Source organism: Shewanella sp. GutCb, from assembly GCF_002836135.1.
In the GTDB taxonomy this organism is placed as follows: Bacteria; Pseudomonadota; Gammaproteobacteria; order Enterobacterales; family Shewanellaceae; genus Shewanella.
In genome coordinates this window covers 33,579-55,543 of the sequence record NZ_PJBL01000014.1, presented here as the reverse complement: position 1 = coordinate 55,543, position 21,965 = coordinate 33,579, and the positions used below count along the sequence as shown (strand labels likewise).

The following is a 21,965-nucleotide window of genomic DNA, read 5'->3' as shown; positions in this document are numbered from 1 at the left end:
TGGTTATCATATTGTAGCGTGAATAAAAGTGAAAATAGTTTATTTTGATTGATTTAATGATATTTGAAGTTAAAAAAAGCCAGTACGAAGACTGGCTTTATATTAAATCAACTCAGATTAGTAGCGACTTAAGTAGTCTTCTACACTGGCTTGTTCACGTTTTTTCAAACTAACACAGTTTCGTACACTCTCATCCAGCTTGGCTAACGTTCGAGCATACTCTGGAGTTTGTTCCATTTTAGGGGTGAAAAACTGCACCGTAGTGTCAAGTGCAGTAATATCACAACCGCTACCCGTATAATAAGGAATACTCGCCACCGCAAACGGAGGCAGCTTTTCCTTTATGGTCTCATAATTGGCATAAACCCAATCTCTGAACCTTTGCTTACGCACGTCAGTATAAGTTTGACCTGATAAAATATATCTCAAGTCTGGCGCATTAATTTTATCTGTTAATGTATAAGCTAACACTTCTGTTTGCAGTTTATCAGTAGGTGCATATCCTAGTGCTGACATTAATCGAGTACGCTTTTGAGGATCTTTAGTGGTCTCAAACTCACTCTTAACCAGTGACAATAATTTAGCATCACCGTAATAAACTGCAATAGTAAGATAGTTACCAATCAAGTATGGATCAACGTCATTATTTCCAGCAATGTAAGATTTTGCTTCTTTTGTTGCTGTCGCAATAATCGCATTATCTTTCGCTTCAAATGCTAACAAGTTAATCAATGTTGGACGCAGCTTACTGATTGCTGGACTTTCACCGGGTTTGGCTTCAACTCCATACTTTTCTATCGCACTATTAGCACGTTTCGCAATAAACTTGGCCCACTGCTGTTGATTACTCTCATCAATAAAAGTACGTTTCTGTGATTGCAAATAACCGAGTGCAGTCGATACTATTTCTGGATGTGGGTCAGCAATGAACTCACCCAAAATATTAAGCAATTCACCACCTGAAATAAATCCACCGTCGAGTAAGGCATCAGCAGAAGAAATTAGTGCTTTACGTTCACGTGGCGTTAAATGAGCTTGGGCATTCTGCAAAAGTGCTGCCATTTCTGTTTCGTCTAACAACCAACGGTAGTAACCCATAGCGTCAGAATCTGGATAGATCCACTCTGGGGTATACGCGAGCTCAACCGTTTGTGTGTCACCGCTTAACAAAATTGTTTGTTGTGAAACCTCGGCGCCTTTACCATATTTAATCGATACCGGCACGGTCCAAGATTGCGGGTCAGCTTTAGTGCCTGCGGAAACAAAGCGGCTTTGTTTTAATGTTAACTTATTACCCACTAGCGACACTTTTACCAACGGGTAAGAAGATTGCTCGATGAAAGTACTGAGTACAGAGCCAACATCTTTACCTGATGATTTTGACAGCGCGCTCCATAGATCATCCGCTTGAGTATTTTTAAAGGCATTATCTTTAATATATTGACGGATCCCGGCCTTAAACTCATCTTCACCAATATAGTTTTCAACCATAGCAAGTACGGCTTCTCCTTTACTATAAGCTAAGCCTAAGCCATCCATGATATCGGCTTCGGTCTTGATCGGCTTTCGAATCGGTTTAGTTGAGACTCTTGCATCCATTGCCATTACATAGTTTTTTGAAAGTGACAGGTCAGATTCAAATTCAGGATGGAGCTGATGAGTGATTTTTGATGCCATCCAACTTGCAAATGCTTCATTTAACCAGAGGTCATTCCACCATTGCATCGTCACTAAGTTACCGTACCATTGGTGTGCTAGCTCATGAGCAATAATAGACACGGCGCGCTCTTTACTATTTTGGCTCGCCGTTTTTTCATCAACTAAAAGAATATCTTCTCTATACGTCACTAACCCAGCATTTTCCATCGCACCAAAAGGAAATTCTGGCACCGCAATGGTATCTAATTTTTCATAAGGATAGTCAACACCAAAATAGGCTTCTAACGCTGAAAGTACTTCAGGCATTTTCTTGGCTGCGTATTGCGCTAGCTCAATCTTGCCTTTAGTCGTAATGACTCTACCGGGCACTTTCATGCCTTTAACCGCTATCTCTTCAAATTGACCGACTGCAAAAGCCACTAAGTATGATGGCAATGGTTTAGTTTGCTTAAAGACATGAGTTGTTGCGCCATTTTTATCTGTCACTGACACTTCTGGAGTATTGCTATACACCTTCTCAGTGCTTGGAGCGGTAATCGTTACTTGAAAAGGGATCTTATATGCAGGTTCATCGAAGCTTGGAAATGCGCGGCGAGCATCACTCATTTCAAACTGAGTAAATAGATAGGGTTGGCCTGCATCAATGGTCTTGTAGAGGCCGACTGATTGCCTGTTATAAGGCGCAGTAAAGTCCATCGATAACGTATATTGGCCAGGCTCAATGATATGGGCGCAATCAAACAACACCACACCAGTCGATTGCATTGTCGCTTTCATTTGGCAATCTTTGCTGCCATTTAACACTATATTGCTGGTATTGTATTCCAAGCCATTTAATTGTAATTGCTTAGTGGCCTCCGTCACTTCAAGCTTTATTGAAGTACTACCTGAAAAACTATCCTTTGCTGGATCTAAATTCAGCTTAACGCTTTGCGTTATAGGCTTGGCAACTTTGCTCAGTACATACTCATTGGCGAGCACATTAAAGCTAGTTGCACATGTCAGCGTGACTAAAGAAGCCGTAACTATTCGATACATATGATTCCCTGTTATCCAGTATTCCAATAGATTGATCTATTGCTACAATTTAATCGATTAAGGACGGGCATTTACCTCGCGTCCTTTACCGCTATAAGATAACAAAACTTTAACGGTAACGGCAGTCGATAGAGAACTGAAAGGCCACCTTGTTGTAACAATTCATTGCCGTTCTAATGCTAATACATTTAAAGCACGCCAATGAATTGCCTCATGTGCCAATAGAAATCGCGGTATAAGTAACAATATATTTGGCTAACGCGGCTTGAATGTATCCAAGCAGGACGGTTTTTGATAACGATACATGAAACGGCAACAAAGGTGTTTAGATGCATTCGCGCACTAGAAAGGACAAGGGCTAAAGCCGAGTACGCGCAATCCTGTCACAGGGTGATCAAACTCTAAACGAGTGGCATGCAGCATTAATCTCGACGCCATCTTATAAGAGTCACTTGTACCATATAGATCGCAGCCAATAATAGGATGGCCAATTTGCTGACTATGGATCCGCAATTGATGGGTGCGACCCGTCTCGGGTGTTAGCTCTACTCTGGTCACTACTGTCGCAATGGCCGCCGTCTTCTGGGTGTTCTCTGTTGTGGCTGCATTGCCTAAAGGAGCAGCAACAAAATGTTCTCGAGACAAGACTTTATATATTGAAAGGGCTGGTTTGCCCTCTTTCTCACAAATCTTCATTAACGGAAAGTTGGGCTTATCCTTCGCTATCGGCAGTGCTATCTCCCCCTCGTCATTTGGTAAGTCACCCAACAATAATGCGGTGTACCGCTTAAGCACGTTGCGCTCACTAAATTGTTTACACAAGGCGGCATTAATCGCTTTGTTCTTCGCCACCACCATAACCCCAGAGGTTCCCAAATCGAGTCGATGCACTAGCGTACAATCTGGATAATCTTTAACGAGACGGTAATGTACAGAATCCCAGTTTGCGGGGTGTTTACCCGACAAGGATAAAAGGCCGGAGGGTTTATTGATCAATAATAGATTTTCATCTTGATAGATAATTGAAATATCTTCAAAACAAGGAGGTGCAATAAAATCATCAGCCGATGGCGGCATATAACATTCCTGTGGCGTTATAACGGTTACTGATGCAGGAGTTTACCAGACTTAGCTCTATTGGGGATTGAGAAAATGCCGACCGATAACAACTCTCATCGTGGCGCAACTTACCTTGGCTAAGTAATCACAGTATTGAGGGCAAAGAGTAGCGCAGACTCACTCTAGTCATATTATTGAATTTATACTCACTTATTAAAATATAACCCCGAGGATTTTTTCATTTAATCGAATAATGAGTCACATTAACGCTTAAAGATTGATGATTAATGTCAATGTAGTGTGGCTATCCTAGTCAAAATCCCCCTACAGTGGCAGTGTTTGAGAAAGGTGAGTTAAGGCTGTGGTGTAAATGAGATAAAGAGCGCGCTGCTTTGCACGCTCTCTGGGATTAGACATTTAAATCGATGTTAGAAATCGATTCTAAAACCAACACTAATAATAGTGTCATCAAAATCAGAATATTGTTTCACATCAAACTGACCCAGTTCGGTATGCACTCGCGTCGACTTTGATAAACGGTACTCGGCACCAATGGCCCATTGTGATACTTCTGGTACGTCAGTGGCCGCGGCGCCGTATTGATCGTAAACTCGGCCGGCAATTTTGCCCGTACCCGAGTCATCCTGACCGTACTGCGCTTTTAACGTGAGTTTATCAATTTGATACTTAGCACTGATGATAAAACCATCGCCATCACGTTGCTGCCAGTTATCTAAGTTAGGGTTAACGATTTTGGCACTCTGGTAGATAGAGCCCAGTTTTAAGTTACCATACTTATACTGCGCAACCGCGCGAAAACCTTTGATGTCTTCAACGCCATCAGTGTAAGCAGCGGCGAGATAAAAATCACCGCTTTTAAACAGTTTGTCACCGTAAGTCACTGCGACTTGGTAGTTACCGTTATCACGATGAACATCGTCTTCGGCGTAATAGTTATCTTCTAGAATATAGCTGGCGCCAAATTGTAATTTGTTCCATTTAACGGTTTTATATTCTAGAGAATCACCCCAACGCTTATCACCGGCAAACAAACGGTCATGCTTTAGTGAATACATGTCCATTGCATCAGCGGTACCCTTAGCCATTTTAAACACTGGGTCGATACGACCTGCAGCAAGTTGACCGACTGTAGAATGCTTTATGCCTAAGAATGTAGGACGTGCCGAAAATGGATTATTTTGCTTACCTTCGCTGGCACCATTTACGCCCACTTCGATTTGATAAAATACCGTAAAATCATCATTTAGCGCGGCGTTGCCCTTAACGCCTAATCGACTCCAGTTGTTTTCCAGAATGGTGCCACTTTTACCGCTATGAGTCGCACTACCACTGTCAGAGTTTGTAATCGAGTAATCGATACGGCCATAAAATTTGTAGGCATCGGCCATAACAGCGGGTGAAGCTAGAATTGCCGCGGCAAGTAAAGTCAATTGAACTGTTTTCATCATCATATCTCTTAACATTATTATTGGTTTAAAACGAAGATGACTCCCCAGCTCTAAGGCGGTTAGGAGTCTTTTTCACCGCAAGTTTAGATTTTATTGTGTGCTACGATCACGCCATCTTGACGCATCTGGCGATACAAGATGTCAGCTTGATGTAAATAAAGATCCCAAGAATCTGAGCGCTTGGTAAAGCCCGTTGCGGCATAGCTGCCGGTATCACCGGTTGCTGGTAAATCATTGATTGAGAATAGAGAGCCACCTTGCTGAAGGTGGACATTTAACGCATCGAACATGACGTTAAAGCCGATACGAGCGGGTTCTACATAGTTAATCGATTCATATTTTGACTGGCGGTAGAACTTCTTTAACGATGCATCTTTTATCTGGGTCTTTTCATCAGCGAAGATTTCGTCATAATGGGCTTTAGTAATTTGCTTGCTGTCGCGATTAACCACTAGGCGTAAAACGGCGGTCACACCGGTCCATTTGCCTTTAGCATCGAGTAACTTTTCTGCGTTCTGGTAAAACAGCTCATTCGTGCCCTCGCCATTAATCTGCGCATGGATTTTAGCCGTAAGCGGCACCATAGACTGTTGAACACTGTTAGAGGCACCCGCAACAATATCGATACCGGCATATTTTAATCGATTCGGCTCTTTCAACTTATTGCCTAAAGCAGGATCAAAATCGGGGTTTAGCTCGAAGGTTAACTTGTCCTGCTCTACCATGAGCTTTTCCATGGTCAACGCAGACTGTACCCAAGCAGTCCCTTTCTTTTTACCCATTGAGAAGTTGTATTCAGACATACGCTTAGGCACATTTTGGTAAAGACGAGTGTAGTAATTTGGGCGACCACTCTCATTAAATTCGGCAAAAATCACATTGTCAGCATTATTGCTGTCAGTGACGATAGCAACACTGCCCATATGACCTTGACGAAAGCGGGCTTCTTGGAAGTAATAATCCCCTTTCAATAAACCCAATTGAGGTTGAATAGACCATTTAAGTTTAAAGTTATCGTCTGCTGCTCCCTCTTTAGAACCGACGGCAACATATTCAGGCTGACTACCGTCCGCTCTCGGAAGGCTGTTAATGGCTTTTAAGATCCCGTTAGAAGAGTAAGTCGCTCCGGAAACGGCATCAATGCCTTCATGGCCGTTATTCGCGACAACTTTCGCTAATAAACGCTCTGCATTGAGATAGAGAGATTCCGTTTCTTTTTGGGATTTTGTTTTAATATCAACAATATTTCCGTTCTTAACCTCAACGGTTAAGGTAATAAGACTTTTCTTACCTTTAGCAGATACATCATGAACGCCATCGGCGTATTTGCCGTGATCGACGCTGCCAGCACAACCTGCAAGCGTCATCGTGGCGAATAGTACAGCGCTACTTACTAATGTTTTATTAAAGATGTTTAAGCTTTTCATTCTGTCAGCCTTTAGATGTGTTATTTCATTGAGGCCAGAATATAAGTTTTAAATTTCTACACAATTGCGGAAAACCGCAATGTGATGAGTTGATGTTTATTTATTTGATCGGATTAACATAAACAAACTATTTTTTAATTTTACATTGCTTGTTATGATACTTATTATAGCCAATCAACATACCTAGGCCATATTGTGAAAATATCACTTCCTATATTAACGCTATTGTTTTTTTCTAGTTATAACTATGCAAATGTCATTACGCAACCAGTAGCACCAGACTTTAAGGTTATTAAAGTCGACACCAAGGGAGAACCTTATCGGTGTGAAGGAAATGCAATAATAACTCATAATGCTGTCAGCAGTAATCTCACCACGCTTAAATACTTTGGCACTTCCATCAGTATTGATATATATGATAATAACGATACAGGTATAGGAATTGCATTATGTAACGCACTACATGTTATTCAGGAATATCATTATCTCGCATCAAACTACAGCACTTACCCCCATGTCACCAATATTAAAAGCATCAATAATCAACCTGATAAAAAACATAAAATAGATCCAAAGTTGACTGAACTGATCCAGGCGAGTATTGATTGGCATGATAAAACCAATGGCTACTTTAACATCGCCCTATCGCCTGTCATCGATATCTGGCGCGGGTATCGGGCCAAATGTAAAGGTGAACGTAAGCTCCAAGACCGTTGCAGCATTCCTACTGAGGCAGAGCTATCAAAGGCTAAGCTATTGATTAATATTAAAGACATAGACTTAGATCTTACCAACAACACCATACAGATGAAAGCAGGCATGAGTATCGATCTTGGTGGGATCGCGAAAGGCTGGATGGCTGAAATGGTTTATAGGCAGTTAAAAGCGGACGGTGTTGAGAACTTCATGATAAATGCAGGGGGTAATATACGGCATTACGGCGTTCACCCTGAGGGCCGAGATTTTACCACTGCAGTCGAAAATCCTATTTGCAAAAAATACAATAATACTCTTGAACAGTGCCAGAGCTTTGAAGACCAATATCATGAAGTGCTGACAGGTAAAGATTTAGCCATTGTCTCGAGTGGTAATTATTTACGCTACTACCGAGTCAAAGGTAAAGAATACCATCATATTATCAACCCAAAAACATTGTATCCTAAAAGCACAGGGATATCGACAACGATAGTTGTCAATAATAACCAACTTTTCGCGGATGTGATTTCTACTGCTCTATTCTTAATGCCTTTAAAAGAAGCGCTTGCCTATGCTAATAAAAATGAGGATGTAGAATCAGTTTGGTATTTGAATGTGCAAGGAGATAAAGTGGAATCTGATCAGTTTAATAAATACAGAAAGTCATTCTAGACTGACATTAATAAAATGATTATTTACTACCATATATTTCTAGACGATAACGTTTATTAAAACAAAGGCACATCGCTCATATATTATAAATGAGGTTATTTATAAATGCTGTAGTGGTTTTCCGCAATATAAAGGAAACTGTGATTTATTTCTCTTCGTGTCGCTGTTTATAAGTACATTTTATGATAATGGCGTCATAATACTCAGGTGTCTCTTTGTTGAACTAAATAATGATAGCCAAGCTTCGCCAACTCATCATCTTAAGTACTATAGTGCTTTCATACTGTAGCTACGCCGATAATACCGATCCGGTTCGTGTCGGTGTATTGACCTTCACGCATCCTGATAAGGTCAAGCAACGTTGGCAGCCAACGATAGATAAGTTAGAACAAGACCTTAATAAGTCCTTTAAACTGATGGCCTTAACGCCCAGTCAACTTGATCGTAGCGTTGCCGAAGGCAAGTTAGATTTTTTAATCACCAATGCCTTAACAGGGGTGAGCTACAAGAAGGATTTTGGCAGTAGTAGCATACTGACACTCATCCCTTTAGGTAACAAAGACCCAAACTACTCCGTTGGCTCAGCATTAATTACTCGTTCGAGCTTAAAGGTCACTAGCTTCAACGATTTAAAACAGTTGAATGCAGTCTCAAGTGATAAACAAGCGTTTGGTGGTTTTCAAATTTTTGCCGGAGAGATGGCACATAATGGCCTCAACCCTTTCAGTGACTTTAAGCAGCTTAAGTTTGTTGGATTCCCACAGAAAAAATTACTCACATTAGTTGTTAACGGCGAAGCCGATATCGCCATTTTACCAACCTGCGTCCTTGAGAATGCTATCAGTACTGGTGAGATAGCTCCCGATAGCTTACATGTTGTTCTACCTAAGCAACCCTCTGGTTTTAACTGCCAACGTTCAAGCAAGCTGTATCCTTACTACTCTTTTTCAAAATTAGGTAAAACAGACCACCGCTTAGCAACTAATGTCATTCGCTCCTTACTATCGATTCATGCCGAAGACTCCGCAGCAATTCAAGGCCGTTATGATTCCTGGTCTGCAACCGTCAATGATAGTGAGGTGTTTAAATTATTAAAACAGTTACAGCGATGGCCATTTGTCACCAACTGGACCTCTATATTTAAAAGCGCACTACCCTGGGCATGTTTTGCAGCCATTTTCCTTTTGTTGGGTTACATCCACCATTTACGGGTAAAACGTCTGGTCGTTTTACGCACCCAAGATCTACAAGCTGAAACTCAGCAGCATACTCAAACCCAAAAAGCGTTATTAGAACAGACAAAACAGTTCTACAAGGCTCAGCGAGTACTGTTAACCGGAGAGATGGCGTCAGGTATCGCTCACGAGTTAACCCAACCCTTAGCGGGGATCCGCTATTTAACACAGGGTTGTATTTATCGTTTATCCGATGAACAAGTCGATTTGAAAGAGGCGATGACAAAGGCGATACAGCAGGTCGATCGAGCGCAATCGACCATTAAACGATTTAGGCATTTCTGCCAACAGCCTAGTGTCATGAGCCATTGCAGTCTCAATCAGATCTTGGATGAAACTTTAAGTTTAATGGCTGCAGAGTTTGGCAGGATGCAAATTGCTCCAGAGTTAAATGCAGAGCAAGTCTCTCTTAATGCCGATCCAAGTCTGCTACAACAAGTTTTTGTTAATATTATCCGCAATGCATTGGATGCAATGGAAGGTGTCAGTTCACCCCAATTGATTATTTCACTGACTAAAAACGAGCAGTATGCACAAATTGATTTCAAAGATAAGGGCAGCGGGCTCACAGAGAGCGCCTTAGAACGTTTGTTCTTCCCCTTTGAGACATCAAAAGAAAATGGCTTAGGCCTTGGCATGATAATCTGTAAGCGCATCATTGAAGAGCACCATGGCGAGATTAGAGCACACAATAATCCCCATAAAGAGACAGATAATAGCGCGTCTGGTTTAACCATAACAATAATCTTACCCACGAAGGAGGCTTCTAATGAATAACCTGTACCTTGTCGACGACGATCAAGCTGTATTGGACTCATTAACCTGGATGCTAACCGGGCTGGGTTATCAACCAAAAGGCTTTTTATCGGCAGATAGTTTTCTACAAGCAGTTGATCTGCAACAAAGCGCTATCGCGATTTTAGATGTGCAAATGCCAGGAATGGATGGCAGCGCGTTATTGAATCATATGACAAAGGCCGGCAGCCCTATTACCGTTATTATGTTAAGCGGTCACGGCAATATTGCAATGGCAGTACAAGCCATTCAAAAAGGCGCGCTCGATTTTTTAGAAAAACCAGTAGACGGTGACAAGCTGGTGTTACTGCTCGAACAAGCGAGCGCACAGACGGAACAAAACATGCTCCGTAAAGCGACACGGCAAGCGCTAGCCAATAAGCTCGTAACACTAACCCCACGAGAACGGGAAGTGATGGAAAAGGTGTTGGAAGGGAAACTGAATAAAGTCATTGCTGCTGAACTTAATGTTGCCCAACGCACTCTAGAGTTACATCGCCAAAAAGTCATGCAAAAAATGCAGGTCAGCAATGTCGCGGAACTGGCATTTTTAATGGGGAAAAATATTGATTAGAGCCTCAAAAATCAAAGTTAACAGTTGTCCTTGCGTGAGAGAACAACACTTAGCTATGCAATGCGACTCCCTGGACCGCGGATAGAATTTGCCCATGTAGCACAAAATTCCCAACCTTTAACTTGGCAGACTAATCCAGCACTGTAGCGGCTTTTAGCCAAGATGGGGCCATGATCACTAGGTGCATTGAGTGCGGTGAACAATAAACCAAAAATCGACAGCATTAAAGTAAAGCAATAAGCTTTTACGTTATGCCCTTTTAAGCCATAGCTCTGCTGGTAATAAGGTGTATTCATACTGAGTAAGGCCTCCTGTCTATTGGGCTTCATTTAAGGTTAACGGATCTCCATTTAATTGCAACTCGCTTACAAATGAATCCTGGTCACTGTTTTCAGTCCAATTCTTAGTTCAGTTCTTAGTTCAATGTCCAGCTCACTGTTTACCGTTAGCAACGACTTCAATCTACTTTTGACACTTTTCAGCAATTCAATCTGCTCTAGCTTCGGCCTACAAAGCTGAATCGAGTCACCGCAGCGACTATTCGATTTGTTTCCTAGCCTCTAAATAATCTTGTTTCAATTGACTCAATAGTCCTAGTTCATCACGTTTATTACGACTACGGCCATGCAAAGAGGACTCTACAAAATAGCTAAACCAGGTTTCCAATACGCCAGCATTTTTGGGTTCACCCGCTGCGGCAATAGCCAATGATGCCACTTCGGCAGTGCCCAGTTGAAAATCGCGGCTACCTTTTCTAAGTGCATAAGATGCCGCTGCTTTCGGAGAAAAAGACAACATAGGTAATCCATGTAAATAGGGACTTTTCCTAAACATTTTAATCGCTTCTCGCCAACTACCATCTAATACGATCAGCAAGGGTGTTTTACCCTCTGAGAGTGCGCCTTGATCAATGCTTTCGGCTATTGGCTGATTTTCGACTGCATATTCAGATGGGAAAACCACATAAGCTTGATACTTTGGATCTGTAATAACAGATAGCATCTTACGGTTAGGCTCATTTCTGGACCAGATATAGGCATGGGTATCAGGGACAATATCTGCAATGAGACGGCCACTATTACTGGGCTTAAGCACTTCATCGTCATACATGATCAGCATAAAGGCTATCTGCGTATTAACCAATTTGCGATAGGCACAAGTGCAATACCTTTTGGCTAATAAACAACGTTCACAGCGGACAACATTTTTGCCGCGGGCCGTAAACGGCTTAGATGATATTGCTTTACGGTATTGGTATAAACGATGAACGGCGTGATCTGGCAAATGCATGCTACGGTTGAGCCTCTATAGGAAATAAAAAAGCCTACTTAATCAGCAGGCTCATTGGTCGTCGGTTGCTCACTATCGTTCTATAACTATAGTATACGGCGTAATAAAAAATCAGCGCGTAAGCGTTTAATCCGCGTCATAATTTTACGAACAGGTTCGGGATAATTATGCAGCGTCTCGATTTGACTATAGTGATACAGTCGCTCTGTATGCTGCAAAATATGAGTTTGTTCTGCTTCGAACTGCTCTTTCCAGCTTTCGTTATCATCTTGCAGTAACAATCCATTCTCTAAATCAAGCGCCCAGGCGCGAGGATTAAGGTTACTACCAGTGATCAAATGACGTTTGCCATCAGCGCTGATCCCTTTAAGATGAAAACTATTACGGCCATCTTTCCATAAGTGAATATTTAACTGACCATTATCGATTGCCCACTGCTGACGCTTGGCAAACTTTCGCAGTGACTGTTCGTACATATACGGCAGTGCACCAATAGTCGAAAATGCCTCTTCTGGTGGAATATAAAAATCGTTAGCTGTTTTATCTCCGACAACAATATCGATTTTCTTGCCTTGTCTTAAATGCTTCGCTAAAGCACGCACTAAGATATAGGGCGGATTAAAGTAAGGAGTACAGATAAACAATGCGTCTGCAGACTCTTCCACCAACGCCACAATCACTTTGTTCAAAATGTTCTTTTTACGGCCTAGCCCAACAAGCGGTGTGACACGGCTGCCTATCTTTGTTGAATTGAATGTGTATTCAGCTTTAGACAAGCGGTGCTTTAAACTGCTCACTTCAGCCTTAGTTGGCAGATGCTCTAACGCTTTTGGTTGAGTCAAAGAGCTCACCGCGACATCATCAACTAAGTAAGTTTGGATCATGTCACGCATACTGCGGGCAAGCTCAGCAGATTCGATGACATGGTAGCGATCGAATCGATACTTCTCCTCTTGATGGAGATAGATATTGTTAATGCTAGCGCCACTAAAGATCACGGCATCATCAACAATGAAGCCTTTTAGGTGTAACACACCCATAAATTCTCGAGATTTTACCGGCACACCTAAGATCTCAATCGGATGCTCTGCGGCTTCGATGACCTTGCGGTACATTAAATAATTACCGCTGTCACCTTTGTGACCAATAAGCCCACGTCTGGCACGATGAAAATCGACCAAAACTTTGATATCGAGTGCTGGATTATTTTGCTTTGCATCCATTAACGCTTGCAGTACTTCTCTGCCCGCTTCATCGTCTTCAAGATAAAGGGCTGCGATATAGACTGAATGTGTTGCATTTTCTATCCGCTTAAGCAGTTCTTTTTTCAACGCTTTTGGTGTTAATAACCATTGCAGTGAATCAGACTGTAGCGGTATACCACCTAGCTTACTCAGCAAGGCTCTCTCCTTAATAATGCGTACCATCTTTATAATAGGTGCTAGGTGTTAACTCTCTAAACATAACAATGGTATGTTTAAGTCCAGGATAAGCACGTATAACGGCTTCACGGATCACCTTTTCTGCACGATGGTGTGTTTCGGGATCTTTAGGGAACCATAGCACTTCGACTTGCGCTGTATCGTTGACGCATTGTCCGCGTCTATAACTCTGACTACTAATACAATCGATAATGAATGATTCTGCATTTACCTGACAAATTTCAGCAAGAACCTCAATCAGCTGGTCACTTAAGTTAGCAACGACGCTTTCTGGCATTCCATACACTTTAATATGTGGCATCAAGATCCTCCTAGATAAGGGCATAGAAATTACCGATTTAACACGCTCTCGGCAAGTCATTTCTACTGTTTAGCCCTGTTGAGAGCATAAAACAGCACTAAGTGTCACTATTCGGTAAATAATTAGACAAACAACGTCTACATATCAATGTTATCTCTGTGCTTTTATTCGCCAAGCAGTCGGTGATTTACACAATGATCACAGCTTAGCTAAGCGTCGTTTGTTATCATCACTATTCATTTATTTCACAGCTGAGATCACGATGAATTTTAAATCATTATTAACGTTGATAGGTGTTTTGTTAGCCGCATGGGCTATCTTTCATTTTAAAGCGCAGTTAGGGTTACTGATGTTCCCGCTATTTTTTGGCTTGGTGTTGTTTGTCACGCTCAAACTGTATCATTTAATGAGCCATGATGATGATGACAAACCTGAGTAATCCGCTTTGTTTCTTATAAAGGACAGTACATTGATACTTCGGAATATCATTTCTACAGCGCTCTTGATGACCCTAGCCAGCACAGGGATTGCCGCTGAACTCAAGCTTGTATCCCCACCGCGCACCACACTCACAGCATTAACCGTTATCGCGACGAATCCAAGTGGCGTAACCCAGCGTCAAAATGCCGATAAATTATTTATCCCCGCAAGCACGATGAAATTGCTCACAGCAGTGTCCGCTACTGCGGCACTCGGCAAGGACTTTCGTTACCACACTAACATATACGCTGATAACCCTATCCAAGATGGTCAAATTGAAGGCGATGTCTATCTCTCTTTTACCGGTGACCCCACTCTGACAACTGAAGATATTCAAGCGTTATTGGACCAACTTAAACAACAAGGCTTAAAACACATTACAGGTAACCTTTATCTTGTAGGCGAACAATACGAGATCCAACATGCTCCGGGCCGAGTATGGGACGATTTAGGGATCTGTTATGCCGCACCAGTATCAAGTTATGTACTCAATAAAAATTGTATACAAGCTCAGTTTAAGCCAAGACTGGCAGACAATGCGGGTGTGGTTGAACTGTTAGAAAATGAACCTGTAGTGATTGTAAGCCGCGCTACATTTGATAAAAGTGGTCAGCGGGCGATTTGCAATTTAACGCTGGCAAGATTTGAGAAAAACCAATATCGCTTAGACGGTTGTTATCCAGGAAATAAAGCCTTGAAGTTATCTGTCGCCATTACAGACCCAGGCCTTTACGCAATAGATAAACTGACTCAAAGCATTAACTACAACGGCATTAGTATTAACGGCAGTATTACCTTAGCTCAGCAGCACGCTGCTAATGCTCTGTTAGTCGCTCAGCATCAATCAGAGCCCTTATCTAGTTTAATAACAACCATGCTATTAAAGTCTGATAATTTGATCGCAGACAGCCTCTTAAAACGCATGGGGCAGTATCTATTTGGATCCTCTGGAACATTTGCCAATGGTAGCGCTGCAATGACACAGATATTATCTGAGCAAGGTGTTGACTTAAGCAGTGCCAATATTGTTGATGGTTCAGGTTTATCTCGTTATAACTTACTCAGCGCCAACCAGTTAGCTCAGGTTTTAGCACTCATACAACAAAACGAACACTACAAATACATCATTGATGCACTTCCTGTTGCAGGCATCACAGGCACGCTGAAATATCGTCATGGCTACGCTCAAGCCCCCCTAAAAGGCCAGATAGTGGCCAAAACAGGTTCTATGCTGGGCGTGGTGAATATTGCAGGATTTATAAAACAAAATGATGCTTTGCCATCTATTGTGGTTATTTTGCAAAACGGCGTCAGTCCGACACCCGTTAAGGCCAATGTCCCCACTTATGATGTCTCTATCTTAAAACAGCTTGTTAATAACGCTAAGCACTAGATTCACAACATTAAAAGATAAAAAAGGCGGATTAAGTTAACTTAATCCGCCTTTTAATTGTTGGCGCTTTTTAGTTAGAAAAGTGATTCATCAATATCCATTATTGAAGCGTCGCCTGTTGCAACTTGAGACAAATGATAATCTGCTTTTGCTAACAATTTGTCGAAATAGAAACGGCTTAAATGCTGCTTTTGCACCTTGAAGTTATTGTCTTCATGGTCATTTGCTGCATCTGCCATCGCCAGCCAAAAATAACCATACAAGCTATATCCAAACGCATCTAGGTAATCAACGGCACACGCATTAATTAATGCAGGCTGGGTAAGTTTATGTTCATTCACTTCACGACCAATGACTAATAGCTTCTCAAATAAGCCTAATACTCTGGCTTTATCAGCACCCGATACATGCTCAAATTGGTCAATATTGGCAGTCTGTTCTGCAACGAATTCGGTCAACGCTTTAAGATTGTCTCCAGTGACCTTACGCCCCAAGAAATCAATAGCTTGAATGCCATTGGTGCCTTCATAAATCTGTGCAATACGGGTATCACGTACCAGTTGTTCTATACCCGTTTCACGAATATAACCATGACCCCCAAACACTTGTTGCGCCATAATCGCGGCATCCAAACCGCGATCGCTTAAGAAAGCTTTTGAAACCGGAGTGAGTAAGCCAACATAGCGACTCGCTTTCGCTTTTTCGTCTGCGTTATCGGAAAATTTCGCTAAATCTAATTGCTGTCCGGTATAAACAGATAACGCTCGCCCAGCTTCCGTTAACGTACGGACAGTGAGGAGCATGCGTCTGACATCGCCATGCACTAAGATGGGGTCGCTTGTTGCGCCCGTAGGTGAACCGCCGGCAGCAACACCTTGAACACGCTCTTTTGCATATTCAGACGCCATTTGATAAGCCGCTTGTGACGTGCCCAGCCCTTGAATACCTATGGCTAGTCGCTCATAATTCATCATGGTGAACATGCACACTAATCCACGGTTTGGCTTACCAATCAAATAACCTTCAGCATCGTCAAAATTCATCACACAAGTTGCCGAGCCTTTAAGGCCCATTTTGTGTTCAATAGACCCCACGGTAACACCATTGGCATCACCCAGATTATTGTCGGCATCAACCTTTATTTTAGGCACCAAAAATAGCGAAATACCATTGGTGTTAGGCAATTTTGCTAATACCAAGTGAATCACATTTTCAGTTAAATCATGATCGCCACCAGTAATAAATATTTTGCTACCGGTGATGTTGTAACTACCCTCTTCGTTGGGGACGGCTTTGGTGCGTATATTACGCAGATCAGAACCCGCCTGAGGCTCTGTCATATCCATCGCCCCAGCCCACTCTCCGCTGTACATCATAGGCAAATATTGCGCTTTGATCGCTTCAGTGCCATGCGCATGAATCGCCAATGCGGCGCCAGCGGTTAACGAACCATATAGGGTAAAAGCATTACACGCGCTATAAGCCATTTCATCAACGAGCACGCCAAGCATTTTTGGCATACCCATGCCACCAAGCTCTGGATCGCCACATAGACCCACCCAGCCACCTTCTGCATACTGGTTGTATACCGCTTTATAACCATCAGGTGTGATCACCTTATCACCTTCGTGACGAACACCTTGCTCATCGCCGCTGCGGTTAATAGGATGGATAAGTTCACGGCTGATCTTGTCTGCTTCATCTAAAATCGCTGCCGCCGTATCCATATCTACAGACTCGGCCATTGCAGGCATAGAAGCCCATGTTTTAGGGGCATTAAATACTTTTTCTAGCAGAAAGCGCATCTCAGCTAATGGCGCGTTATATGGGTTCATACTCAACTCTCAAACGATAGATTAAAACAGTTGTTTCAAATCTACCAGATAACACCAAAAAAGAAAGCCTTTTCTTGCTCTATCTTTAAGCTACAACATAACGAATTCATGTGCCTAATCGGCATTCAAATGATCGTCTCAATGCGCTAAAAAATTGATATTTAAGTTTTAGAAACGAAACTAATACAGATGTTAATAGTGCTAAAAGTAGAATATGAAAGCAGCCAAAAGGATTTAGTTGGCTAGCAATAGATGGAAGCGAAATGGTGCTAGTTTGGGATTGTCGCGGTATTTGATGACGTTGCTTTTAAGGCAGAGGCTGACGCGGTATGCAGCGTTGAACACTAAGACTGATAATGACTGATAACCCGAATGACTAAAGGTAATAGTCATTATAAAAAAGCCGTAATCATCTTGTATTACGGCTTCCACACTTAGCTGTAAATAACAGTCTCTTAAGTTACCACATCAGGTCGTCTGGAATAACGTAGTCAGCGTAAGGATCATCCGCTTCTACCGCAGTAACATTATCTTCTTGAGTCCATAAGTAACCAATCCAAGCTGGCACTAATAGATTGACTCGCTCAACGAGCTTATGCGGCGCCAAATAACTCACATCTTCATGTCTGATAATGCCAAGGCGTCCATTTAATAGCTGCGCTTGGAGCTTATCATCAACATAAAGAGAGAAAATCTTTTTCTCAAAAGTGTAGTTGAATTTAATCTCTGCCGATCTAGATGGTGTGATAGCAAGTTTCTTAAATTCGGTCACTAAACCACGCACAAGCCCTTTTTCAGAGGCTTCTGCAAAACGTTTTTCGTTTAATTGCTTATCTTTTTCAATTTGCGCTAGCTTCTTAGCAGCGATCTCTTGTTTGAGCTCGTCGCTGCCATCATCGACTTTTGCTTTTTTATCACGACGTTTTTGAGTTTTTGTATCTCTTACTTTCTGCTTGCTAACCAAACCAGCCTTAAGTAGCTGTTCCTGAAAAGGATTTGCCATATCTTGTTTTCTCTACTTTAACGTTATTTTTGTTTCGCTAATTGACCGATTTCGGCCATCGCCGCGCCAGCACCACCGAGTGACCAGCCACCGTCTACCGGCAATACAGCGCCTGTAATGTAAGACGCCATATCAGAGGCTAAAAACAGTGCTGCGTTGGCGATATCTTCACAACGACCATTGCGCCTTAAAGGAACACCTTTAGCGACATGATTTTGTAATTCTTCTGTTGGTGCTAATCGATTAAAGCCTTCTGTGCCTGCGATGGGGCCCGGCACAATTGAGTTTATTCTAATGCCTTTATTGCCCCACTCAATGGCTAACGTTTTAGTCAGCATATCTACACCCGCTTTTGCAGCACAAACATGGACTTGCATTGCCATAGGGACAAAAGCTTGCGGCGCTGAGATTTGAATGATGGCGCCACCATGTTCTGCCATCAAAGGTAAAGCTTGCTTTAATACTTGAAAACTACCCAGTAAATCAATATCCATCACTGACTTAAAGCCATTTTCTGATAACTTTTCGGCCGAGGCCGGAAAGTTACCCGCAGCGCCACTGACAAGCACGTCAATAACGCTATAAGAAGCGCGAATATAATCAAAACCTAAGGATAATGCGTCTACATCTCGTACATCGAAGCAAGCTCCAATATGGTGACCTTGAGGATTTGTCGCTGATAATTTGGCGACTGCGGCATCGACCTTGTCTTTGCTGCGGCTAGCCACCGCCACGTTAGCCCCTGCTTTTGCAAAACTAAGCGCTATACCTAAATTAATGCCACTGGTGCCACCGACGACAACAACGTTTTTTCCTTGGTAATTAAACATAGAGTGCACTCCACTTGCGGTATAAATGACGGTTAATTATCTAACTAACTTGTAACTTATATGACTGCACTCTTTTATTAAAGCATTTAATTGATACTGTTATGCTATTGACTGATGAATATCATGCAATGCTTTTAACGGATCAGCAGCTTTAGTGATTGGTCGACCTATCACTAAATAATCTGAACCGGCTGCCAATGCTTGTGGTGGCGTCATGACACGATGTTGGTCGCCTTTGTCGCTACCGACAGGTCTAATCCCTGGAGTGATGAGCTTAAACTCTTGGCCAAACTTTGCTTTTAATAAGCTAGATTCGTGCGCAGAACAGACCACGCCGTCGAGCCCGGCTCTTTGAGTTAAAGCTGCCAAGCGTAATACATGTTCCGAAGCCGGGACGTTAATGCCTAGCAACTTGAGCTCTTCATCACTCATTGAGGTTAATACAGTTACAGCGATTAACAGCGGCGCTTTATCACCATAAGTCTCAAGTGCACGCTTAGCGGCTTCCATCATGGCAAGGCCACCTGAGGCATGCACATTGGTCATCCACACACCCAGTTCAGCTGCCGCTGTAACGGCTTTTGCTACCGTGTTGGGGATATCGTGAAACTTCAAATCTAGAAAGAGATCAAAGCCGCGGCTATGAATATCATTAACGATTTGTGGGCCGAACAAAGTAAACATTTCTTTGCCAATCTTAAGTCGGCACATATCAGGATCGAGCTTATCTATTAGCTGCAAAGCATCATTTCTATTATCGTAATCTAAGGCAACCAAAATAGGTTTGTTTGTCATTTTGTCTCCAATCGCTTTGCGTTTGTCATTTGACTAATCGTATTTTTAACGGAGGAAATCACTTTACTCTCCGTCTAACCCTCGAACTCTTTTTATACTTCCCCAATTTTTACAAGAGGGACAGTGCCAATACAGTCGATGGGATGGGAACCCGCATTCACTGCAGCGGTATCCAGGCCGAAATTTTATTTGCTGTTCAACAAGTTGCTCAAGCATCGATAAGCTCTTTTTTGCTTGACCATCTTCAGCCTGTTTGACGTGCATTTTCATTAAATGTTGAAAGCTCTTCATTGTTGGGTGTCGAATTAAGCCTTCTAGAATGAGTTTCTCTGCATCCTGTTCATTACCTTGAGATATCATATGCTGCGCTAATGTCACCGCAATACTGGCGCCAGCGCCCTTCTCGATAGCTTCTCTTAGGAGCTCTTGATACCCAATACTGTCATCAGTCAGTAAATAAACCTGCTTAGCAATCGTTAAACAATCAGGAAACAGGTCAATGTTGCTGCTAAGCAATTTCTCTATCGATTGCTTACACGCTTTAAAATCTTCTAATTTTAAGTGAAGTTCAGCGAGTGTCAGTAAGGCTCTTCCGCAACTAGCATCAAGCTTAATCGCCGCATGTAAACGCTTAAGTTTAACGGCATCATCATCCGTTTCAGCGGCCAATTCACAATAAAAATGAGCACTGTCATGCTTTAACACTTGCTGGCGTTTACGCTTAAGCTTTTTAATAATGTCGATAGCCTTTTGCCAATCTTTAGTCACTTGGTAAATGGCAATAAGATGAGTTTCTGACTCTTCGCTATGATCGTCTTGGTTTACAAGGTTAATAAAAATTTCTTCAGCGCGATCATAAAAGCCGGCGGCTAAATAATCTTTACCCAACTCCATCATCGCAATATCTCTTTGCTCTGTGGTTAAGCTAGGTCTTGCGATAAGGTTTTGATGAATTCTGATGGAGCGGTCGACTTCGCCGCGTTTTCTAAACAGGGAGCCCAACGAAAGGTGAGTATCTATGGTGTCGTCATCGACATCTAGCATAGATATAAACAGATCAACGGCTTTATCAGACTCATTAGACAGTAAAAAGTTTAAGCCGGTGAAATAATCACGACTCAGCTGTTCTCTCTGATTACTCTGCTTTTGCCTGACACTTCTGCGCCCCATATACCAACCATAACCGGCGGCGATAGGAAGAAGCAGAAAGAGGATTTCTAACATATTAAGCGTCTACTTCCTTTGCTGCGCTTTCAATAACAGCAGTGCTATTATCCGATGTCTTAGTATCGTTTGGATTAGCTGATGCTGCCAACTGTTTTTTTAAACGTCTAATTGAAAACTTAAGACCTGCAATATGATACATCGCAAATATCCAGCTCACTAAAAATCCAGATAGAAATACAAACGCAAGCACGACTGGCAACCTAAATTCACCCTGAGCAACAAAGTAACTGATGGTGACGACTTGTTCGTTCCGAGCGCCAAAAATAAGCGCTATGAAAAAAAAGGCGGCAACTAAAACGGCAATGATGAATGACTTCACGTTAAGCTCCAGACACGTGTTGGTAGGCTTTGATTATCTAAGAAAAAGAGCGAACTAGCTAGTGATACCTAAGTTTTAGATATAAAAAAGCCTCCCGAGGGAGGCTTTTAATACTTTGTAAATTACGCGTTGAGCGCGTCAACACGTTCGCGCAGTTCTTTGCCTGGCTTAAAGTGCGGTACGTACTTGCCTTCCAAATCAACTGATGTTCCAGTCTTAGGATTACGGCCAGTGCGCGGTGCACGATAATGAAGCGAGAAACTACCAAAGCCGCGGATTTCTATGCGATCTCCACCTTCCAATGTCTCGGCCATTTGCTCTAACATCTCTTTAATAGCACTTTCCACTTCTTTCGCAGACAGCTGCGACTGCCTAGTGGCAAGTTTTTCGATCAGTTCGGATTTTGTCATCCTATACCCTCTATTT

20 protein-coding genes are annotated in these 21,965 nt (G+C 42.3%); 5 read left to right on the top strand and 15 right to left on the bottom strand.

The genetic code is table 11. The features are described 5' to 3' along the window. Nucleotides 1–117: 117 nt before the first annotated feature. The 4 genes from CXF86_RS08120 to CXF86_RS08105 all read right to left on the bottom strand — a co-directional run bounded on the left by CXF86_RS08120 (nucleotide 118) and on the right by CXF86_RS08105 (nucleotide 6,652). A complete protein-coding gene (locus CXF86_RS08120; protein ID WP_374702330.1) occupies nucleotides 118–2,697 on the bottom strand; it encodes a M1 family metallopeptidase in 2,580 nt (859 codons plus the stop codon). Nucleotides 2,698–3,039: 342 nt separating this feature from the next. Beyond that, a complete protein-coding gene (locus CXF86_RS08115; protein WP_102038751.1) occupies nucleotides 3,040–3,774 on the bottom strand; it encodes an RluA family pseudouridine synthase in 735 nt (244 codons plus the stop codon). A 410-nt stretch (nucleotides 3,775–4,184) separates the two neighbouring features. Then, nucleotides 4,185–5,225: a porin gene (locus CXF86_RS08110; protein ID WP_101090212.1), complete on the bottom strand. Its 1,041-nt coding sequence runs from the start codon at nucleotides 5,223–5,225 to the stop codon at nucleotides 4,185–4,187. 83 nt (nucleotides 5,226–5,308) lie between these two features. Beyond that, the gene (locus CXF86_RS08105; protein ID WP_102038750.1) at nucleotides 5,309–6,652 is read right to left on the bottom strand and encodes an FMN-binding protein; all 1,344 of its coding nucleotides are present in this window, start codon (nucleotides 6,650–6,652) and stop codon (nucleotides 5,309–5,311) included. 195 nt (nucleotides 6,653–6,847) lie between these two features. On the opposite strand from CXF86_RS08105, the gene CXF86_RS08100 reads away from it, so the two are divergent. From CXF86_RS08100 to CXF86_RS08090, 3 genes are all read left to right on the top strand, one after another. Continuing rightward, nucleotides 6,848–8,020 carry an FAD:protein FMN transferase gene (locus CXF86_RS08100; RefSeq protein ID WP_102038749.1) on the top strand — a complete coding sequence of 391 codons (1,173 nt, stop codon included), beginning with the start codon at nucleotides 6,848–6,850 and terminating at the stop codon, nucleotides 8,018–8,020. Nucleotides 8,021–8,250: 230 nt separating this feature from the next. After that, on the top strand, nucleotides 8,251–10,032 hold the full coding sequence (locus tag CXF86_RS08095) for a sensor histidine kinase (RefSeq protein ID WP_257985314.1): 1,782 nt from the start codon (nucleotides 8,251–8,253) through the stop codon (nucleotides 10,030–10,032). Beyond that, nucleotides 10,025–10,624, top strand: coding sequence for a response regulator transcription factor (locus CXF86_RS08090; RefSeq protein ID WP_101090216.1), 600 nt, complete (start codon nucleotides 10,025–10,027; stop codon nucleotides 10,622–10,624). Before CXF86_RS08095 ends, CXF86_RS08090 begins: the two co-directional genes overlap by 8 nt. 53 nt (nucleotides 10,625–10,677) lie before the next feature. Here the strand turns inward: CXF86_RS08090 and CXF86_RS08085 are convergent, their stop codons facing one another. From CXF86_RS08085 to CXF86_RS08070, 4 genes are all read right to left on the bottom strand, one after another. Then, nucleotides 10,678–10,920 carry a hypothetical protein gene (locus CXF86_RS08085; RefSeq protein WP_101090217.1) on the bottom strand — a complete coding sequence of 81 codons (243 nt, stop codon included), beginning with the start codon at nucleotides 10,918–10,920 and terminating at the stop codon, nucleotides 10,678–10,680. Nucleotides 10,921–11,161: 241 nt separating this feature from the next. Next, nucleotides 11,162–11,914: a tRNA-uridine aminocarboxypropyltransferase gene (locus tag CXF86_RS08080; protein ID WP_102038747.1), complete on the bottom strand. Its 753-nt coding sequence runs from the start codon at nucleotides 11,912–11,914 to the stop codon at nucleotides 11,162–11,164. 86 nt (nucleotides 11,915–12,000) lie between these two features. Continuing rightward, on the bottom strand, nucleotides 12,001–13,314 hold the full coding sequence (gene pssA, locus CXF86_RS08075; RefSeq protein WP_257985313.1) for a CDP-diacylglycerol--serine O-phosphatidyltransferase: 1,314 nt from the start codon (nucleotides 13,312–13,314) through the stop codon (nucleotides 12,001–12,003). Nucleotides 13,315–13,324: 10 nt separating this feature from the next. Further along, nucleotides 13,325–13,657, bottom strand: coding sequence for a DUF1904 family protein (locus CXF86_RS08070; protein WP_101090220.1), 333 nt, complete (start codon nucleotides 13,655–13,657; stop codon nucleotides 13,325–13,327). Between the two features lie 262 nt (nucleotides 13,658–13,919). Between CXF86_RS08070 and CXF86_RS22710 the strand changes: the two genes are divergently transcribed. Continuing rightward, nucleotides 13,920–14,096 (top strand): hypothetical protein, encoded by a 177-nt coding sequence (locus CXF86_RS22710; RefSeq protein WP_180961032.1) that lies wholly within the window; start codon nucleotides 13,920–13,922, stop codon nucleotides 14,094–14,096. 30 nt (nucleotides 14,097–14,126) lie between these two features. Then, nucleotides 14,127–15,530 carry a D-alanyl-D-alanine carboxypeptidase/D-alanyl-D-alanine endopeptidase gene (gene dacB / locus CXF86_RS08060; RefSeq protein ID WP_257985312.1) on the top strand — a complete coding sequence of 468 codons (1,404 nt, stop codon included), beginning with the start codon at nucleotides 14,127–14,129 and terminating at the stop codon, nucleotides 15,528–15,530. Nucleotides 15,531–15,604: 74 nt separating this feature from the next. Here the strand turns inward: dacB and CXF86_RS08055 are convergent, their stop codons facing one another. The 7 genes from CXF86_RS08055 to ihfB form a co-directional block, all read right to left on the bottom strand. After that, complete coding sequence (locus CXF86_RS08055) at nucleotides 15,605–17,365, bottom strand: acyl-CoA dehydrogenase family protein (protein WP_102038744.1); 1,761 nt, start codon at nucleotides 17,363–17,365, stop codon at nucleotides 15,605–15,607. A 460-nt stretch (nucleotides 17,366–17,825) separates the two neighbouring features. Next, nucleotides 17,826–18,368: a DUF2058 domain-containing protein gene (locus CXF86_RS08050; protein WP_102038743.1), complete on the bottom strand. Its 543-nt coding sequence runs from the start codon at nucleotides 18,366–18,368 to the stop codon at nucleotides 17,826–17,828. Nucleotides 18,369–18,391: 23 nt separating this feature from the next. Continuing rightward, nucleotides 18,392–19,198, bottom strand: a complete 807-nt coding sequence (locus CXF86_RS08045; protein WP_101090225.1) for an SDR family oxidoreductase — start codon at nucleotides 19,196–19,198, stop codon at nucleotides 18,392–18,394. Between the two features lie 99 nt (nucleotides 19,199–19,297). Then, nucleotides 19,298–19,993: an orotidine-5'-phosphate decarboxylase gene (pyrF, locus tag CXF86_RS08040; protein WP_101090226.1), complete on the bottom strand. Its 696-nt coding sequence runs from the start codon at nucleotides 19,991–19,993 to the stop codon at nucleotides 19,298–19,300. 63 nt (nucleotides 19,994–20,056) lie between these two features. Then, a complete protein-coding gene (gene lapB, locus CXF86_RS08035) occupies nucleotides 20,057–21,217 on the bottom strand; it encodes a lipopolysaccharide assembly protein LapB (RefSeq protein WP_101090227.1) in 1,161 nt (386 codons plus the stop codon). Between the two features lies 1 nt (nucleotide 21,218). Continuing rightward, nucleotides 21,219–21,539 (bottom strand): LapA family protein, encoded by a 321-nt coding sequence (locus tag CXF86_RS08030; protein WP_101090228.1) that lies wholly within the window; start codon nucleotides 21,537–21,539, stop codon nucleotides 21,219–21,221. Nucleotides 21,540–21,661: 122 nt separating this feature from the next. Then, nucleotides 21,662–21,949, bottom strand: a complete 288-nt coding sequence (gene ihfB, locus CXF86_RS08025) for an integration host factor subunit beta (protein ID WP_101090229.1) — start codon at nucleotides 21,947–21,949, stop codon at nucleotides 21,662–21,664. Nucleotides 21,950–21,965 lie beyond the last annotated feature (16 nt).